The organism is Paenibacillus sp. FSL A5-0031 (genome assembly GCF_001956295.1).
Taxonomy (GTDB): Bacteria; Bacillota; Bacilli; order Paenibacillales; family Paenibacillaceae; genus Pristimantibacillus.
This window is the reverse complement of record NZ_MRTD01000017.1, coordinates 38475-56739: the sequence shown is the minus strand read 5'-3', so window position 1 is coordinate 56739 and position 18265 is coordinate 38475. Positions and strand designations below refer to the sequence as shown.

Genomic DNA, 18265 nt, shown 5'->3' with positions numbered 1-18265 from the left:
ATAAATAGACCAAAATAGAAAAATGGCGGCACTGGAATTAGTTCCTGTGACGCCATTTTTTCAATATTTTTATGATTTTTAATTAAATTGAAATATCTCTTCAGCGAGTTTAACTCTTTTTGGACACCCTCTTGCTGCTACTTAACCGACGCCGCTAAAATATCGCCATAAGCCCAGTGCTTGCTAGTAACATCCTTCCACGGGGATGAGGTTACGCCGACTAGATTGCCTCTGCCGAGTACTTTGTTGATCATGCTGACTGCTTCAGCACGTGTCAGCGCGTTATTAGGCTTAAAGCTTCCATCCGCATAGCCATTAGTGATTCCAGCAGCTTGCACATTTAGAATGGCTGCTTTTGCCCAATGGTCCGAAATATCCGTAAAGCCCGCTCCCGTTTTGGAAGCATCCCCAATTAGCGATGACACCAGCTTAGCCATTTCAGCGCGTGTCATTGCTTTTTCAGCACCAAACGTTCCATCTTCATACCCTTGCATTAAGCCCATTTTTGTTACTTTCGAAATCGCATCCTTCGCCCAATTGCCTGCGAGAACATCATGATAAGAAATGTCCGCTGCAGTTGCTTCCTTCGTAACGATTCTAGACAGAATAACTGCCATCTCAGCACGGGTAATCTTTTTTTCCGGCCTAAATGTACCATCCTCATAACCATTCATATAAGCGGCACCCAAGCTAGAATCGGCTAAGCCCTCCACATGGACGAGTGAAAAAAGACTGAATTTATCGACTGTGAATTGAAGGCCCATCTCGCCCTTGTCATTAAACGGTACGATAATGCCCTTCATCAGCTGCTTCGTTCCGTCGCTGTGCTCGATATATACAGCCAGGTCCTTCCTGTCTGCTTCGCTCAGCTTCACATCCTTCAAAGGCAAAATGAGGGTTACATTGCCTTTTGGAATATTCGTTTCAATGCTCATCGGACGGCCTATTATAGATGCCTCTTTATTTCCTGCAACGATCCTTAACATCGCTTCTTTATTCGCTCGACCCGCAATTTCTTGCTTCTTCGCTTCTTCCTTTACTGGCGTAAAACGAAAGAACAGCTCTTCCGTTATTGACTGAAGCAAGCCGCTAGACACCATTACCTTAACGTTTTCTGTCGATATGCCTAAATCAATTTTTGCATCTGCGAACACTTTATTTGCTTCCTTCGGCAGAGTGACAGAAGTTAGCGTTACTTCATCCTTCGTATCAGGAATCGTGATATTAACCAAATTGTGTGCCGCTGCTGTGACGCTGTCTACAGCTTTTTGCGCTTGATCAACAGTAATCGGTACATCATCCGTTTTCTTGCCATCCGCTTGTGTCGTACGCGTGATTACAACCTTAGCAGCATTTTCAACATCAATCGTGATGAGCTCCTTAGCTGGATCACTCGTGGTTACGGGTGCCGATGTTGGTGTTATCGATGGCGTTGCCGACGGCGTCGGCACTATTGTTTCTTCCGGTGTTGCCGTTGGCGTTGCTGACGGTGATGCTGTTGCCGTTGGCGTCGCAGATGGCGCTGTTGTTGGCGTTGCAGATGGCAACGTCGCCGCATTCACCTCAAACTTCACACCATCCACCAACATATATTCGCCGGATTTTTTAACCGCCTTAATCGTATGAACTCCATTTGCTAGCCCAGATATGCTATATACCGCTTGCTGGGTCAGTCTGCTCGCATGATGCGCGCTTACTGTTTCCTTAAATACATCGTCAACGTAAATGTCTATGTCGCCTTGAGAAGCTGACTTCGGCGCAATTAATGTTATGCCGGTTCCGGTGAATGAATATTCAACATAATCGCCATCCGTCTCCGTAGCGTGCAGGTCATTTTGATAATCGCCTTTATAGGAAATGGCTAAGCTCAACACTCCATCCGGCTGTGCGGCAAGATATTCTTTTTTAACTGTAATCACACTACCCGATATCGTGTAATCACTGCCCGCTGCAAGCGTTGCAGCAACATTCGCAATACCGAGTAGATTACTGCCATCAATGCTAAGTGTTGTCGTTACATCTGCTTGTGCTGTCTTGTCAAAGCTTGCAGCATCCGGACTAATCATATCCGCAACTCTAAACAGTAATTGGTCTAACAGCATATAATAACCGGATTTCTTAACGACCTTAATTTTATGTGTTCCTTCAGACAATCCCTCAATACTATAGACCGTCTGCCTAATTTGTCGGCTAGTATTGTACGTGCTGACCGTTTGCTTAAACACGTCATCCACATAAACATCGATATCCCCTTGCGAGGAATCCTTCTCCGTTACGATCTCGATGCCTGTTCCCTCAAACGCATATTCAAAATAATCGTTGTTCGCCTCCGTGTAATGGACATCATCCTTGTAATCGCCTAATCCACGATTTCTGCCATGCTGCCATGCACCCTTATAAGAGATTCCGCTATCATCATTATTAATAGATACATAGCGACCTCTAGACGTATCGCTTACTGCGATAGCCAGTATTTGCGCAGCTCCACCGCTAAAAGACAACGTCAGATTGGTCATTCCATTTGGCTTAGCCGCAAGGAATTCCTTCTTAATCGTAAGCTGGTCGCCTGACAACTGATAATCGACGCCTGCCTGCAAAGCCGCCGCACCATCAGCAATACCGCTCAAGCTGTTTCCGTTAAAGGTAAGCTTCGTCCAAATATCTGCTTGTGCATTCGCTCTTTTGTCGAAGCTTAATACGCTTGGAACCATTGTGCTGTTCTGTCCTGTCGTATCGCTTACTGAGATGGATAAAGTCTGTGCCATTCCGTGATCAAAGCTAAAGCTTAGACTCACCATGCCGAGCGGCAATGACGCCAGATACGCTTTATTAATCGTGACTGTATCGTCCAAAACGATATAATCGGTGCCTGCCGCCAATGTCGTTATGCCATTCGAAATACCGACAAGCGTATTTCCATTCAGCGTTAACGTTGTTTCGATATCTGCCTGCATATCTGCCTTCTTATTGAAACTGGCTGTGACTGGGTTAATTGTGCTGTTAGCAGCAGATGAATCACTTACAGCAATCGCCAGCGTCTGCGTCGCTCCGTCATCAAAGGTAAAGATCAAGCTCACAGTTCCAAGTGGCTGTGCCGCCAAATATTCCTTTTTAAGCGTCACCGCATTGCCATCAACCGTATAATCCGTGCCCGCTATCAAGGCTCCCGAACCGCCTGCAATACTGCTAAGGCTGCTTCCATCGACTGTTGTCGAAAGAGTAAAATCAGCCTGCTGCCCATCAGCCTTATCAAACATTCCACTGCTCGCGCTAATTAAATCCGGCACACTAATTCTCAGCTTATCGAGCAGCAGGAAGTAACCAGTCTTTTTCACAGCTTTAAGCGTATGGGTTCCGTTATTGAGTCCTGTTATGTTGAATACTGGCTGCTGTGCCAGCCTTCCGATGTTGTAGGTGCTGATCGTTCGCTGGAATACGTTGTCCACATAGATGTCTATTTCACCTTGTGAAGGGTCCAGCTCGGTAATGAATTCAATGCCCGTTCCCGTAAACGTATACTCAAAATAATCGTTGTTGTTCGCTTCCGCATAATGCACATCATCCATATAATCGCCAAGCCCGCGGTTATAGCTGCGGTTCCAGCCGCCTGTATAGACAATAGACGGATGATCATCATTGATGGAAACCGACCCGCCTACAGAGGTGTCCCTTACGACTAAGGAAACATGCTGCTCCGCTCCTGCACTGAATGAAAAGGATAACGCTGTCGTTCCAGTAGGAAGCCCCGCTAAATACTCCTTCTTAATCGTCAGCTGGCTTCCCGATACGGTGTAGTCCGAGCCGATTGCCAAAGCGTTTCCTTCATGCGCAGCGCCCGTTAATTCATTGCCGTTTAACGAGGTCGTCAGCGTAATATCAGCTTGAGTGGACAGCTTCTTATCAAAACTCACTGTTGCAGGGGTAACCCTGCTATCCCTTATCGTCGTATCGGTTACGGTTATAGTAAAGGTTTGTGATGCCCCGCCGCTAAACGCAAACGTTAAATTCGTGATGCCTGCCTGTCTTGCTGCTAGGTACTCTTTTTTAATCGTAACGGTATCACCTGATACGCTGTAATCCGTACCAGATACCAGTACCGTTCCATTGTTAGTGATACTATTCAGTGTATTTCCATTCAGCGTCATTACCGTCGTAGCATCAGCCTGCTCCGAAGCCTTCTTATTAAAGCTTGCCGCAGATGGGCTAATACTGCTGTTTTGCGCTGTGTTATCCCTTACATCAATAATGAGATTTTGCTTGTCTCCGACTAGCTCCTGCCCGCCGCCACGAACCCAGTGGCCCGAATATTTCATTCCGGTATCGTCGTCATTAGCAGCTGCTGTTCCATCCTGTGCCACTACTTTGAACAACCTCGAAGCATGCGAGGCCAAATTTTCATCACTGTATCCAGTCGCAAATAAGCCCAAATCCTCATGGCTCCACAGATCACGGACAGTGGCTGGACCGGTGATGCCAATATCACTCCAATTCACGTTCACCGTCGCAGCAGAATTGCCGAGATTAAAGAGTCCCACCGTATAGCTTCCATCACCATTATTCGCATACCACACCTGCTGCTCCGTCGCTGTCGATACAGGATGCCCCGGCCTGCCAGCCTGATTGACCGCGATTACTTCTTCATTCGTCAACAGCTCGATGCCGTAATCGTCCAAATTTGTCATGTCATTGCCGATGTATAATTGCGCCGATGAAATCGCCCAGAACGACATTGCCGTCATCCGCTCGTCCTTCGTGATGCCGTCCATTGTTCCGTTTCCGATATTCAATGAATCAAAATCATTCCAGCCGCCTGGACCTGCATGACGCCAGAACTGCTCTGCTTTCGGGAATAATCTAGCGATATTAGGCCAAGCCGTTAAACCTCCGTTGCCGCAGTAGCATTCGATGTCCCAGTCCACACGCCATCCGTTTGCATACTGCTTCCAGTAATCGATATATTTGATATCAAGCGCCCAGGAAAGCTCCAGCCAAATTTGGTGGGGGGCCAGCGCCTGCGACCAAGCCTTTACATCGTCACGCGCATCCAGCGAAAGGTCAGAAATGCCTGAGCCTGGCGTCACGCTGTCAAATTTCAAAAAGTCGATGCCCCATTCTCCATAAAGGTCGGCAATTGAATTTATGTAGCTCTGCGCACATGGCTGGCTGAAATCTATTTTGTAGCCAAGCCCCCAATAATCCGACTCCTGAATCGGCTGAGCCGCGATGTCCTTCATCGAGCAGCCGGGAGCGCCATAGATCGGCAGATCCTGATCATACGCTTGTGGCGATAAACCTGGAATGCCATACAAGCCGATCTTTTGCCCATTCGCATGGACGTAATCAATCACCTCTTGAAAGCCATTTGGATATAAAGTTGTACTCGGGATTGGCCGCCCATACTCGTCCATTCCGCCATTCCATGCCGCATCGATATTAATATACTCGTAGCCATATGGTTGAAGCTTCTCATGCATGGCATCCGATTGCGCTTTAATATTGTCTGCGTTAATCCACTGCCCATTGCCCGTATAAACCTGCAAGCTGTAGCTGCTCCAGCCCATATATGGCTTCGCAGCTAATCCATTATTCGCCGCCTCCGCAACATTTGTTTTTGGTATCACGATTCCCAGCTGCGCTGTAATCATCACAACAATTAGCAGCCACAAACGTGATTTCTTCATTATTTGCGTCATTATTTAGCTCCTTTGTTTATGAAATAGGATCAGGCTTTTATCTCGCAATAAAGAACCTGATCCTTTGAAATCACTATTATTTAAATGATTGGTCGTACGCTTTTTGCAAAATTTCGAGATAACGATCGATCTTCAGATCCTTGAGTCCCTTCACGTAACCGTCCCAATCCTTCTCCAGCGATTTGTTTCCGGTAATGAATTGAAGCGCATTTTGCTCAATAAACGACTTAATGTTTGTTTGCAAAATGCTTGCCTCATCGATTTCCGCAGAATCAATCCAAATTGCCCACAATGGAAAAAGTTCCTTCGGCTCGTGGCCTTGGTACAGAAGCGTCGCTTGGTACAATCTGCGCTCATAGTTGGCGGAATCATAAATATCCGTACCTTGAACCCAGCTGTCTCGGTATTCTCTAGGCATGTAGAAGTGAGCCGTTCCGCTCCAGCCTGCATTACGAGGGGCTTCACCTTCAACCGCAGGAATCGTTGCTACCTTCGGTGTAACGCCTTCTCCAAGCGCTACCTCGCCTTCCTTCGGCTTTCTCCAGTCGATGCCTTCCATGCCGGAAGCGCCGTTCGTTTGTCCTTCTTCTGTAAACATGTAATCAACCAATTTAATAAGCGCAATTTTTTGTTCTTCAGATGCTTTATTTGTGATTACAAATTTTGCTCCCGGCGCAACGCCGCCGCCATCATGAGTCGCGAACGAGCCATGTGGTCCTGTAAGCGGAGGTACGGGGTTGTAATCAGCTGAGTTTTTATTGCCTACATCGATATTTACGAAGATAGCAGGATGCATGCCGGCGCCAGCGCCCAAAATTTGAGCATCGCCATTTTCGCCAATCTTTTTGAAGGCTTCCGCGTTTTGTGCAAAGGCGCCCGGATCGATTAAACCTTCATCGTATAACGATTTAATATACGTTAAGCCTTCTCTCCATTCCGGCTTAAGCGCAGCCGACTCTACTTTGCCATTGGTTAGATTCAAGTAATTGCGGTCATCGTCATAGACAAAACCATTCATGAGGAATGGAATGACGCGTACGCCAAAGTCCTCGATTGAACCGCTAAGCGGCACTTCATCGGCAATGCCATTGCCGTTTGGATCTTGTGTTTTGAACGCTTTCAATACAGCCTTAAACTCTTCAGGCGTTTTTGGCATTTCCAGCTGCAATTTATCCAGCCACTTCGTATTCAACCACATTTTGTTCGGATACGAGCAGTGGAAGCACTGGCTGTAAGCGACAAGTCCGTAAATATTGCCGTCCGGCGCTGTGTTGAATGCTCTTAAGTCAGAGTTATTTTCCATGGCTGCTTTGATGTTTGGCGCATATTGCTCGATCAGATCGTTCAGAGGCACCAGCACCCCTTGTTTTCCATACTTCACAACATCAGCCTGCGTGAATTGATCAATATAGCCAGGAAGCATATACGCATCCGGGTAATCTCCGCTCGCTAATGAAATTTGGCGTTTTTCCTTCGCGCCATCCGGTGGAGTCGTTTCAAATTTAAGTTTTATGTTGAATTTCTCTTCTACAAATTTGGTGAATTTATTCGTAGCCATATCGATATTCGGCTCTTGTACCGCAAATATCGTAATTTCAACCGGTGCGGTTGCTCCCGTCTCTTCCGATTGTGCCTTTGGCGTATTTGTTGCCTTATTCGTGTTGGAGGTTCCTTTATTATTCGAGCACGCGGCAAGCACCAAGCTGATCATCAGCATGATTGCGAGCAAACTTACGAGTCTCTTTTTCAAATGTATCGCTCCCTTTTTCGATTTGTGCCATACTTTTGTATTGCAATTACACTACAAATGAACCACCTCCTCTCATGCAAACCAGCGCAGTTACTAACCCGGTTAGCCTTTGACTGAGCCAACAAGCATCCCTTGTACGAAATAACGCTGTACGAAAGGATAAATAATAAGAACCGGCAGCGTAGCGACTACGATCAGCGAATATTTAAGCAGCTCTGACAGCTGCTGCCTTTCCACTTGCTTCAAGGCATCCGTTACGCTTGCGCTGTTGTTCATAATGATGATGCTCCGCAGAACGAGCTGAAGCGGAAACAGCTTCGCTGATTTGAGGTAGATCAAGGCATCGAAGTAGGCATTCCATTGACCTACGCCGTACATTAGGAAAAGCACCGCAAGAATGGGCTTGGATAACGGAATAACCACGCTTCGCATAAATCTGATGTCGCTGCAGCCATCAATCTCGCTTGCTTCAAACAATTCATCTGGAATGGACGACTGGAAGAAGGAGCGTGCAATAATGACCTGCCATACCCAAACCGCATTCGGAATGAGCAGCGCCCACCGCGAATCGATCATGCCAAACTCCTTCACGACCATGTACGTCGGAATCAAACCGCCGCTGAAGAGCATGGTGAACGTAATGAGCATCATAATGACGCTGCGGCCAAAAAAGGATTTACGCGACATCGGATACGCAATCATGACCGTAAGCGCTACGCTGATCAACGTTCCTGCTGCGGTATAAAAAAGCGAGTTCCCGTACCCTCTCATAATTTCCGGCGTATCGAACAGAACCTTAAAGCCCTTAAAGGAAATATCAACGGGCCACAGCCAAACACGGCCGGAAGTAACGGCTGCCGGGCTGCTGATCGAGCTGCTGATAATATAAATGAGCGGATAAATAACAGCGATCAACACAACCGCCAATATGACATAAATAATGAACAAAAAAATCTTATCGCCTGTTGAATCCTTAATCGTTTGTCTGATTGGTGCCTGCGATGCTATCTTCGTTGATGCCATAGGCGCACTCCCCTTTTACCAAATGCTTGATTTCATAAACCGTTTGGCCAAACCGTTGACCGTGAACAGCAGCAAGAGATTGATGAATGAATTAAACAAGCCTACCGCTGTAGCGAAGCTGTAATTGGCATTTAAGAGCCCAATTTTGTACACGTATGTGGCGATTATTTCGGAATTAACGATATTGAGCTGATTTTGCAGCAAATAGATTTTCTCGAAGCCAATCGCCATTACGCTTCCTACATTTAAAATGAGGATGATCGTAATCGTCGGCAAAATGCCCGGCAAATCTACGTGGACGATTTTCTGAAATCTCGAAGCGCCATCCACTTTGGCAGCCTCATAAAGCGTAGGATCGATGCCCGCAAGCGCCGCCAAATAAATGACCGCGGAATAACCAGCCGTCTGCCAAATATCCGACCAAACAAAGATCGATCGGAACATGCTGGCTTCACCAAGGAAGTTGACCGATTCCATTCCGAAGTAGTTCAAAGCCACATTCACAAAGCCAAGCCGCGGCGCCAGAAACATCATAATGATCGATACCATAACGACTGTAGATATGAAATAAGGAGCGAAGGTGACCAGCTGTACAAGCCGTTTGAAACGGCCATTTCGCACTTCATTAAGCATCAATGTCAAAATAATTGGAATCGGAAACCCCGCGAGCAATAAATAACCGCTGACGTATATGGTGTTCTTGACCAGCGTCCAGAACATCGGATTTTCAAAGAAAAGCCTAAAGTTTTTGAGCCCGACCCATTCGCTGCCCCAAATGCCTTTGATGACGTTGTAATCCTTAAAGGCAAGCACCGCATTCAGCATCGGGTAATATTTAAAAATAAGAAAAAACAACACAGGCGGTATAATGATAAGGTACAGCTGCCAATGCTTCTTGAAGCTTCTGCTCGCTTCGTCAACAAGGCTGCGCTTGCTCTTTTGCTTCAACAGCTTGTTATTCAGTACAATCTCTTTTTCCAGAACAATCCCCCCTAGGTAGCTAATGGCCGATGAAATGACAGCGCTTTCTATACGATGATCATAGTAGAAATCCACATTATTCAAACAGGTACATTTGCGTCTTTTAACGTACAATAACCCCTGTTTTCAGGGGGCAAATCGCCGCAGCGGCGTACAATTTTCAGGATTGCTGCTTATAAACGCCAAAAAAACCCGACTGCCCCAAGCAGTCGGGTTCTTGCTTATGCATTTCTAGTGCATAGGTTTGTTTTGGTCATATGCTTTTTGCATGATTTCAATAAAACGATCAACCTGCATATTCTCGAGTCCGCTTACGTAAGTATCCCAATCCCTATCCAAATCCAAGTTGCCGGTAATAAATTGAAGCATGCTTTGATCAATATAATTCATCAAGTTTGTGCTCAGCATTCCCACTTCATCCGCTTGTGCCGAATCAAGCCAAATGTTCCACACCGGAAACATTTCGTCAGGCTCATGTCCCTCATACAGCAGTGTCGCTTCAATAAGCCTTCGCTCATAGCCGTCGGGCGCATATATGTCTTTGCTTGCGACCCAGCTGTCTCGATAATCTCTTGGCATATAGAAATGAGCCATCCCGCTCCAGCCGGTGTTCTTTTGCTCTGTGCTTTCGATGGGGATCAGCGTTGCAAATTTGGGCTCCAGCCCTTCACCAAGCGCCGCCTCACCAGCTACCGGCTTTCGCCAGCCTACGCCTTCAAGACCTGATTGCGCTAGGGTTTGTCCTTCCGGCGTGTACATATAGTCAACCATTCGAATTAAGGCAATTTGCGCTTCTTTGCTCGCCTTATTCGTAATGACAAATTTAGCTCCCGGTGATATGCCGCCGCTGGCAAAGGTAGCATAGGAAGCATACGGCCCCGCAAGCGGCGGCAGCGGTGCATAATCCTTCGTTCGCTCACTCACGAAGATAGCAGGATGCATGGCTGCAGCTGCGCCGAGAATGTCCGCATTTGCATTGTCTCCAGCTTTTTTTAGCGCCTCGGCATTTTGAATAAAGGCTCCCGGATCAATTAAACCCTCGTCATAAAGTGATTTAATATAGGCAATCCCTTCCTTCCATTGCGGCTTATTGGCCGCTGTATCCACCTTCCCATTATTCATATATAAATAATTGCGGTCGTCATCATAAATGAAGCCATTCATCAAATAAGGAACAATATGAACGCCAAAATCTTCCGTCGAGCCGCTCAGCGGAACTTCATCCATTAAACCATTTCCGTTCGGGTCGTTTTGCTTGAACGCTCTCAGCATCTCTTTGAATTCATCTGTCGTTTTGGGCATATCAAGCCCTAATCGCTGAAGCCACTTCGTGTTTACCCACATTTTGTTTGGATAGGAGCAGTGGAAGCATTCGCTATAAGCAACAAGCCCATAAATATTGCCATCAGGCGCCGTATTCAAAGCTTTAAGCTTCGGATCTTTCTCCATCGCGGCTTTAATGTTCGGCGCATATTGCTCTATGAGCTCATTTAACGGCAGAAATACGCTTTGCTTGCCATACTTCAACAAGTCGGATTGTGTGAACTGGTCAATGTAGGCCGTTAAAATATAAGCATCAGGAAAATCGCCACTTGCAAGTGAAATTTGCCGCTTCTCCTTTGCGCCGTCCATCGAAATAATGTCCCAATTAAATTTGACATTAAATTTATGTTCAAGCAGCCTCGTAAAATCATTTGTTTTCAAATCAATGCTGGTATCCTGCTGGGCGAACACATTAATCTCGACCGGCTTGTCTATGGAAGCAAGCGAGGCTGCATCCGTATGAGCTGGCTCATTGCTCTGCGAGCATGCGGCAAGCAGTAAAACTACAAGAAATATAAGCGCAGATAGGCCTGCAATTCTTTTCTTCACTCTAACCCTCTCCTTATCGGTAACTGCGCTGAACGCTTACACTTCGATCGATTGTCGATATGAGCTTGGCGCAACGCCCATGACTCGCTTAAAGGCTCTGCGGAACGAATGAGAGCTGTTATACCCGACGCGAGCAGCAATTTCATCAACGGTATAAGCGTTCGTCCGTAATAAGGAGGAAGCCTGCTCTATACGAATCATCTCCAAATAGTCAGAAACATTAATATCCGTAACCTCTTTAAACAATTGTGAAATGTATTTCTCCGGCCGCTCCACCCGCTCTGCAATGCGGTATAAGGTCATCTCGGAGTCGCTATAAGCCTCAGCAATAAACCGCTTAATTTCCTCGACGGTTTGAATATGAGCATGATTTTTTTTGCTGTTGATGACGCTGCATAATGCTTCTACAATTTCGATGATCTCCTCCTGTATAGCCGCCATTGGATTAGAAGCTTGAATGCCGATGATTTGATTTTTCAACGCATGCAGCAAATCGGATTCCATGAACGTTTTCTGGTCAAGCAGCTTAAGCAGCGTACCCTTCAGCTCGCCGATCAGCTGCTGCTTCATCTCGATAGAGAGCTGCTTATTCTCCATATTAATATTCATAACCGAATGAACCATCCGCTTTGCCTCATCCGAATCTCCCGCACGAATGGTGCTAATCAAGCGCTGCTCAATGTCCATTGGATAATAATATGTCGCTGTTTCAAGCCTAGAGTCCGTAAACCATACGAAGCTTTTTTTGCTATTAAACTCGGCATACTCGATCGTTTGTTTCGCTTGCTCATAGGAATGGCTAACGTCAAGAATAGTCGTGAACGCATCTCCGAATGCTGCAGTGACCGAAATCTTATACTCCCTATAGGCGATATCGGACAGCTTCTCAAGAATATGACTCATTCGCAGCTTAGCTGCTTCGATTCCATACTCCCCTTCCATGGTCGTTATAATCGTCACAATTCGATCCGAGCCAAGATCCGTCATATGCAGCTGGCTGTCCAGATCGATTAACGCCTTTTTCAAAATGAGTCTTGCTGCATACAGCTCGTTCAGTATTTCTACGTTGTCCATGCCGGAGTATCCATTAATCTGCAAAATACCGACATAACCCTCATTCGTATCAAACCGCGTATCCGCCTGTACAGCCGCTGCCGTAATTTCCTCAGTGGTGTGAAACTCCCCAGCAATTAACCGTTTTAAGAAGCCATCTCTAACTAAAGGAAGCTGGCGTTTTAATTCCGTCTCCAGGTGGCGATTGCTCGTAATGATGCTCGATATGTTGCCCTGCAAAAAATCATATTCGTTTCGGCCCGTAAAGCCATCCTTTCCGAACTGCTCCTTCATCACCGTAAGCAGCCTATTCATTGGTGCGCTGTTTCGGTAGGACAGGAGCAGACCAGCCAGCAGGCCGAGAAGTAAAGCGATGCCTGTCACCAGCCAAGTAATATGTTTAATTTGATTTGCGTTTTCCATCAGCACCTGCTTTGGAATTCCCGCTCGATAGGTCCAACCATTTTTTTCGGAATGAATCGTAATGACGAGATCGTTATTATAAAATTGACTAACTTTGTCTTGGATGAGGCGTGAATCCGAAGACAGCAGCTTGGCATTTTCCTCGCTAATTCCGCGCAGTCCAACTGTATTCCCTTGCGCATCGCTAATATGAGCCCAGCCGCCGTAACGATCCTCTACTCCCGCGAGCAGGCTAGATATGTTTTCTTCATCAATCATGACGACCACAGTGGCAGGTGATGAGCCGCTAAAGCTGTCCAAAGGGAGCGACTGCATATACGTAACGACGGAGGATTGTTTGGCATTGCTAGTAAAGGAGCTAAGAGGCATAATTTCACTTCGGTGAGTTTTGTCCAGTACTGTTTCCTTCCATTCCGCGAGCGTAAGATCGTTATAATGAAAGTTCTGATAATAATGTTCGGGACGGAAATAGGCGGAGCCCTGCGTAAAGATCACATCATAGTTATTTAAGTAGATAAAATAGTTTTGCAAAAAATCATTTGTCTGGCTAAACGGCGTTACCTGTCTCACCATGCTCCAAATGCCATAAACGTTGACGATGTCGCCTTTTTTCTGCTCATTCATTAATTTATTTAAATCAGGATTCAAAGCGAGCTGCCTTGTGAAGCCCTCAACCTCAACCATCCTTCTCTCCAAAATATCTTGGCTCCGCTGCAGCAATGTGACGCTATTCTCAATGGAAATGGATTGTGTCACCGAGATTGAAGTACGATAGGAAACGTAACCCGCTATGCTTGGAATGACCAAAATAATAAGATATGAAATGAGAAATTTCCGAAAAATGGTTGAGTACTTTGGCACGGTCAACCCACCTCCTTTGATTGTTAACGCTTACATAAGATAGGCAGCACAGAAGCCTAGAAACAACAAAAGAGCTTCGCTCATTTATAATAACTTACTGACGCGAAAAGACAACTACTATTAAAAACAAGTAGTTGTCTTATTCACTAACTAGGCACATTCCGTTTAAGCTTCTTGCTGTACTAGAGCTTTCAAGTCTTTATCAAATCGATAGACGCGGCCGGGAATCAAAGAAACTTGCACTTCCTGCTCACCGAATCTTACGACCGTTTCCCCTGCAGAGAAAGCTTGAATCGTCGCTTCAGTCAGCACGCCATTTTCCCATGAGACGTCAACCTCTACATTTCCTTTGGCACGCAGTCCTTTGTATGAACCTTTGTTCCAGACAGCGGGAAGCGCTGGAAGCAGGTGAATTTCGCCCGGCTGGCTCTGAAGGAGCAGATCCGCTACCGCCGCAGTTCCGCCATAATTGCCGTCGATAACAAAAATATTCGTCTCCGCTCCGGCTACACCCGCCTTGGAATAGGTCAGCATATTATCGAAGCACAGCTCTCCAATTAAATGAGTGATATGCTTTAGCGCGCGATCTCCTTCGTACAATCTAGAGAAGCCGGTGGCGAACAGTACCGCTGTAAATTCAATATCCTCCAGCTCATCGGTCTGCATTCGGCCAATCAACGTTTGCTTAGCGGCAGCACTCAGCTCCGGCGTCTTCCGCGGCGTAATTTGATTGCTCGGGTATAAGCCAAATAAATGAGCAAGGTGGCGATGCTCCGGCTGCGCCTCCTCATAATCCTCGAGCCACTCCTGCAGCTGTCCTTTTTTCCCGATCATGAGAGGCGGCATCAGCAATAACGCTTGCTCCAGCTTCTCTTGGAATTCAGAATCCATTTGCAGCAGCTTCGCCGACTCTAGGCAAAAGGTGAACAAATCCCATATCAGCTGCTGGTCCATCGTCGACCCCATCGACAGCTGCTGAGCTTCATCCTTGCTGCCGTTCGGATAAAAGCTATTCTCCGGCGAATTGGACGGTCCGGTTACGAGCCAGCCATAAGTAGGGTGCACAGTCATATAATCAAGGAAGAAGATCGCCGATTCCTTCATAACGGGATACGCCTGCTTCATTAGGAAATCGCGGTCCAGCCCATACTCATAATGCTCCTTCAAATGCATCGCAATCCATAATCCGCCTGTTACATTCAGTCCCCAGCCCGTCTCCCAGCCCGGAGCCGAGAAACCCCAAGCATTCGAGAACACATGCGCCACCCAGCCCTCGCTTCCGTAGAAATCCTGAGCTGCTTGCCTGCCCGCAACAGATAACCGTTCAATATAATTCATCAAAGGCACATGGCATTCTGCCAAATTACTTATTTCCGTCGGGTAATAGTTCATTTCCGTGTTGATATCCAAGTGGTAGTCGCAGCTCCAAGCCATGCGATTCGCTTCGCCATCGTTCCACACGCCTTGCAAATGCAGCGGCAGCGGCGAATCCTCGCGCGAGCCTGCAATCGTTAGATAACGGCCATATTGGAAAAATAAAGCGACTAAATCCGGATCATCATACTGCCCGTTTCGAAGCTGCTTCATCCGCTCGTCTGTTGGCAGCTTCGCACTCGCCGTATCGCCTAAATCAAGAGTCACACGAGCGTACAAATCGCGATAATCTACAATATGATCCGCTCTTAGTCGCTCATAACCTTTGGCAATAGCATCGTTAATTTGCGCATGGCATTCCGAAGCCCAATTCTCATTTGTCCTGCCATAATCCGTATTCACCGCGAAATATATAAACGCCTCATCCGCTTGCGATACCTTGATTTCATTACCAGCGGTTTCGATAATGCCGCCCACAGCAACGACCTTAACCTTGCCCTCGCAGAACACACCACATTTTCCGTTGCTGTGCACATCTTCCGTCGCTTGCCCGCGGAATCCAATTGCATCGTCATCCGCAGCTGATGTTGCAAAATCTCCGGTTCTTCCTTGAATGCTCAGCGAGAAGGATATTGCCCCTTTTAGCTCACTCTTTATGCGTGATACAACAATACCATCAGCATGCGTTGCGAACGTTTCACGTGTTATTTTGCCGCCAGAGCTTGTATAGGAAGTTTGCACAATTGCCTTTTCCAAGCTTAACTCACGTACAAGATCTTCCCCTTGCTGCTCGAAGCGTAAATTGATATCGCACACAGATAGGTTTGTGCCAAAGTTTTGCTTCTTCGGCTGCAGCCCTTGCTTAGCAAGTCGGTCTCCCTCGCTATAATTGCCCTTGAAAAACTGCTCTCTCATCTGCTCCAAATTGGCTTTCGGGTTTCCGTTTCCTTGAATGCGCTCCACTTGACCCGACCAGTAAGTAGTTTCTGTCATGCTCCACGTTTCGCTTTCTATTCCACCGTGAATGACCGCGCCTATTCTTCCATTCCCTATCGGCAGTCCTTGCTTCCAATCGGCTGCTGGCCCTGAATACCAAAGCTTTGAATGATTCATGCAGTCCCCATCCTTCAGTTATAAGATTCGTATAACAAATGTTTTGTCAATCTCCCTGCTATCTATCGAATACGGAATTCATTAAAATATTTAGGAATGATTTCAGTGGAAGCGCCCGGCAGCTCCGGCAGCACATATTGTCCATTCTTGACGGTTGCCGGTTCAACAAAGATCGTTCTGATCCAAGGGATATACTCAAGCATAATTGCCCCCGGCGTAGCCGCCACCAAATGCTGGTGAATTTGTCCCATATCGCCGACATGCGGGCAAATTGGTATGTCGTATGAAGCAGCCAGCCCCGCTACCTGAAGCCACTCTGTAATACCCGCAACCCGCGTAACATCAACCTGACAATATTCGATAGCGCCTTGATGAATATAATCACGGAACGCATATTTCGAGTACACATGCTCACCGAGTGCAATCGGAACATTTAGTGCATCTGCCAGCTTCTTGTGGCCTAGAATATCATCAGGATTAAGCGGCTCCTCCAGCCAAAATAAATCAAATTCCTCCAGCTTCTTGCCCCAGGTCATCGCCGTATTAATATTCCATTGCTGATTGACGTCGATCATAAAGATCACCTGATCGCCAATCGCTTTGCGCACCGCCTTCACTCGGTCATAATCTTCATGTGGATCGGACTTGCCAACCTTAATCTTCACCCCCGTAAACCCCTGCTCGACAATGTCCGTGACATCCTTCAGCAACCGCTCCTTCGACCAGTTCAACCAGCCGCCGTTCGTGTTATAGGCTTTGATGCCTTTTGATTTATGTCCGCCAAGGTACTGCCATAGAGGCTTGTTGGACGCCTTCGACATAATGTCCCATAACGCAATATCCACAGCAGCAAGCGCCATATGCGTGATGCCTGCCCGTCCGATCCAGTGCATTTTGCCATACCGCAGCGTCTCCCAAACCTCCTTTACCATAAAAGGGTCCTTGCCGATCAGCTCCGGTGCGTAGTAACGTTCAATCGTGTCGACGATCATATCATCGCCATGGGCGCAGGTTCCTGTGTAGCCGTATCCGACGTAACCTTCATCTGTAAAGATCCGAACGCCAGACAACCCCCAATGCGTCGCCACATTAATCGCATCCGTTATTGGCGGGTCGATGGGGACATGAAGAACGAATGTTTCCACTTTTGTGATTTTCATCGTTTGTACTCCCTTCCTTTTGTTTAATAGCCTAGCGAAGCTCCGCCCTCAACCGGAAGAGCTACACCCGTTACGAAAGCCGCTTGCTGCGAAGCCAAATATAGTACCGACTGCGCGATCTCCTCCGAGGTTGCCGATCGGCCAAGCGGATGCATCGCATTCAGCGCATCCAGCGCTGCTGCTTGATCAGGCTGCTGTCTCAGCCAATCTTCCAATAAAGGCGTCATCACACCCGCCGGACACACGCAGTTGACTCTTACACCATCCGCTGCAAAATCGAGCGCCAATGACTTCGTCAGCGCAATAACGGCACCTTTGGAAGCAGCATAAATCGGATTATTCCGCTGCCCGATAAGACCGTTCAGCGAAGCCATATTCACAATCGCGCCTTTGGTCTGCCGCAATAGCGGAATCGCATGCTTGATCATCAAATACACGCCCTTCACATTTACCGCAAGAACATGGTCAAATGACTGCTCATCGATTTCCTCAAGCGGCTTTGGCAGTATAACCGCTGCATTGTTATACAGAACATCGAGCTTGCCGAATGTCTGAACCGTTTCTTTCATAAGCGCTTCAACCGCACTCTCACGCGATACATCCGTCTGAATTGCACGAGCACTTATAAATGGAAGCCCTTTCAAAAATCCTTGTTGTTTATTGATTTCATCAGCCACGCGCTGCCCTTCATGCTCATTCCAATCCGCTATGACGACTTGTGCACCTTCTGCCGCGAACAACCGTGCGCTTTCCTCGCCGATACCAGAACCGCCGCCGGTTATAAGCACAACCTTATCTTTAAATCTCAAAGGCATTCCTCCATATACACGTAATCGTTAATGTAGCTAAAGAAAAGATTTATGTTGTTAATTGATCCACATCAGCTATTGCTGTTCATTCCCTAATATTTTTGTTATTGTATCATCTATACAGGAACGTGTATTTGATCAGACATCCATTAA

9 protein-coding genes are annotated in these 18265 nt (G+C 46.9%); all 9 read right to left on the bottom strand.

The window, feature by feature from the left end; translation table 11 throughout:
• Nucleotides 1-137: 137 nt before the first annotated feature.
• The 9 genes from BK120_RS25655 to BK120_RS25615 all read right to left on the bottom strand — a co-directional run bounded on the left by BK120_RS25655 (nucleotide 138) and on the right by BK120_RS25615 (nucleotide 18118).
• Nucleotides 138-5693: a X2-like carbohydrate binding domain-containing protein gene (locus BK120_RS25655; RefSeq protein WP_076270351.1), complete on the bottom strand. Its 5556-nt coding sequence runs from the start codon at nucleotides 5691-5693 to the stop codon at nucleotides 138-140.
• Nucleotides 5694-5769: 76 nt separating this feature from the next.
• Nucleotides 5770-7443: an extracellular solute-binding protein gene (locus BK120_RS25650; protein WP_076270350.1), complete on the bottom strand. Its 1674-nt coding sequence runs from the start codon at nucleotides 7441-7443 to the stop codon at nucleotides 5770-5772.
• A gap of 102 nt (nucleotides 7444-7545) precedes the next feature.
• Nucleotides 7546-8466, bottom strand: coding sequence for a carbohydrate ABC transporter permease (locus tag BK120_RS25645; RefSeq protein ID WP_076270349.1), 921 nt, complete (start codon nucleotides 8464-8466; stop codon nucleotides 7546-7548).
• A gap of 15 nt (nucleotides 8467-8481) precedes the next feature.
• Nucleotides 8482-9336: an ABC transporter permease gene (locus BK120_RS25640; protein ID WP_076270424.1), complete on the bottom strand. Its 855-nt coding sequence runs from the start codon at nucleotides 9334-9336 to the stop codon at nucleotides 8482-8484.
• A 342-nt stretch (nucleotides 9337-9678) separates the two neighbouring features.
• On the bottom strand, nucleotides 9679-11319 hold the full coding sequence (locus tag BK120_RS25635; protein ID WP_076270348.1) for an extracellular solute-binding protein: 1641 nt from the start codon (nucleotides 11317-11319) through the stop codon (nucleotides 9679-9681).
• Nucleotides 11320-11355: 36 nt separating this feature from the next.
• Nucleotides 11356-13656, bottom strand: a complete 2301-nt coding sequence (locus BK120_RS25630) for an AraC family transcriptional regulator (RefSeq protein ID WP_076270347.1) — start codon at nucleotides 13654-13656, stop codon at nucleotides 11356-11358.
• 165 nt (nucleotides 13657-13821) lie between these two features.
• Nucleotides 13822-16143 carry a glycoside hydrolase family 95 protein gene (locus BK120_RS25625; RefSeq protein WP_076270346.1) on the bottom strand — a complete coding sequence of 774 codons (2322 nt, stop codon included), beginning with the start codon at nucleotides 16141-16143 and terminating at the stop codon, nucleotides 13822-13824.
• A 62-nt stretch (nucleotides 16144-16205) separates the two neighbouring features.
• Complete coding sequence (locus BK120_RS25620) at nucleotides 16206-17303, bottom strand: mandelate racemase/muconate lactonizing enzyme family protein (protein WP_076270345.1); 1098 nt, start codon at nucleotides 17301-17303, stop codon at nucleotides 16206-16208.
• 23 nt (nucleotides 17304-17326) lie between these two features.
• Nucleotides 17327-18118: an SDR family NAD(P)-dependent oxidoreductase gene (locus BK120_RS25615; protein WP_083682436.1), complete on the bottom strand. Its 792-nt coding sequence runs from the start codon at nucleotides 18116-18118 to the stop codon at nucleotides 17327-17329.
• Between the last annotated feature and the right edge of the window lie 147 nt (nucleotides 18119-18265).

Bases quoted from the DNA above. Each gene is read 5' to 3' on its own strand.
- BK120_RS25655 (WP_076270351.1), bottom strand. From the start codon at position 5,693: ATGACGCAAATAATGAAGAAATCACGTTTGTGGCTGCTAATTGTTGTG.
- BK120_RS25645 (WP_076270349.1), bottom strand. From the start codon at position 8,466: ATGGCATCAACGAAGATAGCATCGCAGGCACCAATCAGACAAACGATT.
- BK120_RS25625 (WP_076270346.1), bottom strand. From the start codon at position 16,143: ATGAATCATTCAAAGCTTTGGTATTCAGGGCCAGCAGCCGATTGGAAG.
- BK120_RS25620 (WP_076270345.1), bottom strand. From the start codon at position 17,303: ATGAAAATCACAAAAGTGGAAACATTCGTTCTTCATGTCCCCATCGAC.
- BK120_RS25615 (WP_083682436.1), bottom strand. From the start codon at position 18,118: ATGCCTTTGAGATTTAAAGATAAGGTTGTGCTTATAACCGGCGGCGGT.